Here is a 3,326-nt window from a genome sequence, read left to right as displayed (position 1 = left end):
AACCCAGGGATCATGACCTCCGAAACTCTCCGCAAGCTGCTCGTCGCCGGCGCCGCCATGGCCGCGCTCTCCGTCGCCGCCTGCCAGCAGAACGCCGAAAAGGCTGAAGAGCCCGCCGCGGAAGCTCCGGCCGCCGACGCCGCCGCCACCGCCCCGGCCGCCGACGCCATGGCGACCACCCCGCCGGCCACCGACGCCGCTGCGACCGCGACCGACCCGGCCGCCGCCGGCGCTGCGACCGGCGCTGCCGCTGGCGCCGCCGCTGGCGCGGCCACGGGCGCCGAAGCTGGCGCTTCGACCGCTCCGGCTGCTCCGGCCGCCCCGGCTGCGGGCCACTAAGCCGATCCACGCATCCGCGTGTTTCGCGAGGGCCGCCCTTCGGGGCGGCCCTTTTCGTTTATGAAGGCGCCATGAGCGATCCCGCCGGCGCATCGCCGCTGACCTGGACCGGCGACGGCCAGCCGCGCTCGCGGCTGTTCGGCGACGTCTACTTCTCGGCCGAGGACGGGCTGGCGGAGTCCCGCGCCGTGTTCCTGACCGGCTGCGGCCTGCCGGAGCGGTGGGCCGGCCGGCGCCGCTTCGTGGTCGGCGAGCTGGGTTTCGGCACCGGGCTCAACATCCTGGCGCTGCTCGGGTTGTGGCGGCGCACGCGGCCGCCGGAAGGCCGGCTGCACGTCTTCAGCGTCGAAGCCTATCCGCTGCCCGTGGAGGAGGCGGCGCGGGCCCTGGCCGCCTGGCCCGAGCTCGCGGACGTGGCGCAGCCTCTGCTCGCCCAGTGGCCGGGCAAGGCTCGGGGCTTTCACCGGATCGAGCTGCCCGGGCTGGGAGTGCTGATCGACATCGCCCACCTGGAGGCGGCCGAGGCCCTGGCGGCCTGGTCCGGCGCGGCCGACGCCTGGTTCCTCGACGGCTTCGCGCCGGCCGCCAATCCGCAGATGTGGCGCCAGGAGGTGTTGGACCTGGTCGCCGCCCGCTCGGCGCCTGGGGCCCGGGCCGCCACCTTCACGGTCGCCGGCGCGGTCCGGCGCGGGCTGCAGGCCGCGGGGTTCTCGGTGGACAAGCGTCCCGGCTTCGGCCGCAAGCGCGAGCGTCTGGAGGCGCAGCTTCCGGGCGAGGCCCGCGAGCGGCCGTCGGCGCGGGTCGCGGTGGTTGGCGCGGGGATCGCCGGCGCGTCGGCGGCGCGCGCCCTGCGCGCGCTGGGCGTCGAGCCGCTGGTCATCGAAGCCGAGGCGGCCGGGGCGGGGGCGTCAGGCAATCCCGCCGCGCTGGTGACGCCGCGGCTGGACGCCGGCCTCGGTCCCCTAGCCGCCCTGTTCGCCCAGGCCTGGACACGGGCCGTGGGGCTCTACGAGGCCCTGCCAGGCGCCGTGATCTCCCGGGGCGTGCTGCAGCTCGCCGCCCAGCCGCGCGACGCCGCCCGGTTCGGGAAGATCGCCGCGTCGGACCTGTTCGATCCCGGCGCTCTGCAGGTCCTCGAGCCCGAGGCGGCCGGCGCGCGGCTCGGCGAGCCCGCCCCCCTGGCCCTGGACCAGGCGCCCGCCCTGGTCATCGCTCCCAAGACCCCGCTCGCCGCCTGGCTGCCGCCGACGCGCTGCGGCCGCGTCCGCCGGCTGGAGCGGATCGGCGAGGCCTGGCGCCTGCTTGGCGACGGGGACGCCCTCCTGGCCGAGGCCGAGCAGGTGATCCTCTGCGCGGGGCTGGAGAGCCGCGAGGTGACCCCCGGCTTGCCGTTGTCGCCGGTCCGGGGGCAGGCGAGCTGGGTCCGCGACGTCGCACCGCCCGTCGCCGCAGCCTGGGGCGGCTACGCGCTGCCAACCGGGGAAGGCGGGACGCTGTTCGGCGCCACGCACGACCGCGAGGACGCCGCCCGCGACCTTCGCCCCGGGGACCACGAGCGAAACCTGGCGCAGCTTCGCGCCGCCCTGCCCGGGCTGGCGGCGCGGATTGCGGGGCGGCCGCTGGCGGGGCGGGCCTCGGTGCGGGCGGTGACGCCCGACCGTCTGCCGCTGGCGGGCCCGGCGCCGGGCCTGCCGGGCGTCCATCTGCTGACCGGCTTCGGCTCGCGCGGCTTCGCTGTTGCGCCGCTGCTCGCCGAGCAGGTGGCGGCCCAGGCGCTCGGCGCCCCCTCGCCGCTCCCGGCCGCGTTGGCGGCGCTGGTCGATCCCGCGCGCTTCGAAAGGCGCGCGGCGAGGCCCCCAAATCCCGGTCCCTGAAAAGGAAAGGGCGCCGCCCCGGTGTGGAGCGGCGCCCAATCAGGTGATGGCCCTGCGGCTTAGAACCGCTTCTTCAGGCCGACCACGAACACGCGGCCCAGCGGGTTTCCGCTGCCCGGGTCGTAGTTGTACTGGGTGGCGATCGCGAACGGCGGATCGGCGTCGAACACGTTCTGCACCGACAGGGTGGCCGTGGTGTCCCACGGCAGCTGGGCGGTGTAGGTCAGGTCGTGCTGCCAGTACTCGTCGATCTTGGTGGTGCCTTTCACGTTGACGGCGATGGCGTTGGCCGTCGCCTCGCTGTGGACCGTGGAGCCCACGTGGCGGATCTGCCAGCGGAGGTTGTGGATGTCGCGGTTCCAGTTGACGAAGGCGTTGGCCCGCAGCTGGTTGTAGCCGGTGAAGACCGAGGCGCGGTAGGTGCCCACGCGATCGATCTTGCCCGCCGCCGTCGGCACCCCTTCGATCTCGTAAGGCGACTCGTCAAACTTCAGCAGCCAGGTGCCGTCGAAGCCGGCCTGCAGCTCGCCGCCCAGGACCTCGCCCACGTCGAAGTTGGCCTGGAAGTCGATGCCCGACGTCTCGATCGCCCCGCCGTTGATGTACTGGGTGCGGTACGAGAGGATCTTGCCGCGGTTCACAGCCGAGCTGGCTCCGGGCTCGCAGGGGCTGGTGAGGGTGAGCCTCGTCAGCACCGCCGCGGGGCCGCAGCCGCCGGCGGTCGGCATGGCCAGGGCGAGCAGGTCGGCGGTGGCCTCGCTGGTCAGCGGATCCTCGAAGTCGAACTGCCAGTAGTCGATCGTCGCGTTGAAGCGGTCGAACGTGAAGATCACCCCGAGATCGAGGGTCTTGGCGGTTTCCGGCTCCAGGTCCGGGTTGCCGAAGAGGTCGTTCGCCCGATAGGTGCCGCTGGCGTTGGTCAGCCCGCGGTCGAAGTCGCTGGTGGTGATGGTCGCCAGCGGCGCGCGGTAGGTGGAGCCGATGGCGCCGCGGAGCGCCAGCCAGTCCGTCGCCTGCCAGCGCAGCGAGAGCTTCGGATTGAAGGTCTCGTCGAACCCGATGTAGCGCTCATAGCGGCCGGCGAGGGTCGCTTCGAGGTTGTCGGTTATCGGG

Annotated in this window: 3 protein-coding genes; 2 read left to right on the top strand and 1 reads right to left on the bottom strand. The window is 74.3% G+C overall.

Annotated elements, in window-relative coordinates:
- Both VHK87_RS18995 and mnmD read left to right on the top strand, forming a co-directional pair.
- Positions 1-339: hypothetical protein (locus VHK87_RS18995; protein WP_329636462.1), on the top strand; the 339-nt coding region annotated here is incomplete at its 5' end.
- 71 nt (positions 340-410) lie between these two features.
- Positions 411-2,213 (top strand): tRNA (5-methylaminomethyl-2-thiouridine)(34)-methyltransferase MnmD, encoded by a 1,803-nt coding sequence (mnmD, locus tag VHK87_RS18990; protein WP_329636461.1) that lies wholly within the window; start codon positions 411-413, stop codon positions 2,211-2,213.
- 59 nt (positions 2,214-2,272) lie between these two features.
- Here the strand turns inward: mnmD and VHK87_RS18985 are convergent.
- Positions 2,273-3,326 (bottom strand): TonB-dependent receptor domain-containing protein (locus VHK87_RS18985; protein ID WP_329636460.1); only part of this gene is annotated, 1,054 nt, incomplete at its 5' end.

The sequence above is a fragment of the Phenylobacterium sp. genome (assembly GCF_036263695.1).
Lineage (GTDB): Bacteria > Pseudomonadota > Alphaproteobacteria > Caulobacterales > Caulobacteraceae > Phenylobacterium.
The sequence above is the reverse complement of the archived record's forward strand: the minus strand, read 5'-3'. Positions and strand labels throughout refer to the sequence as shown.

What these genes read in the sequence shown, in the direction of transcription:
- mnmD (WP_329636461.1), top strand. Translation starts at nt 411, where the DNA reads ATGAGCGATCCCGCCGGCGCATCGCCGCTGACCTGGACCGGCGACGGC.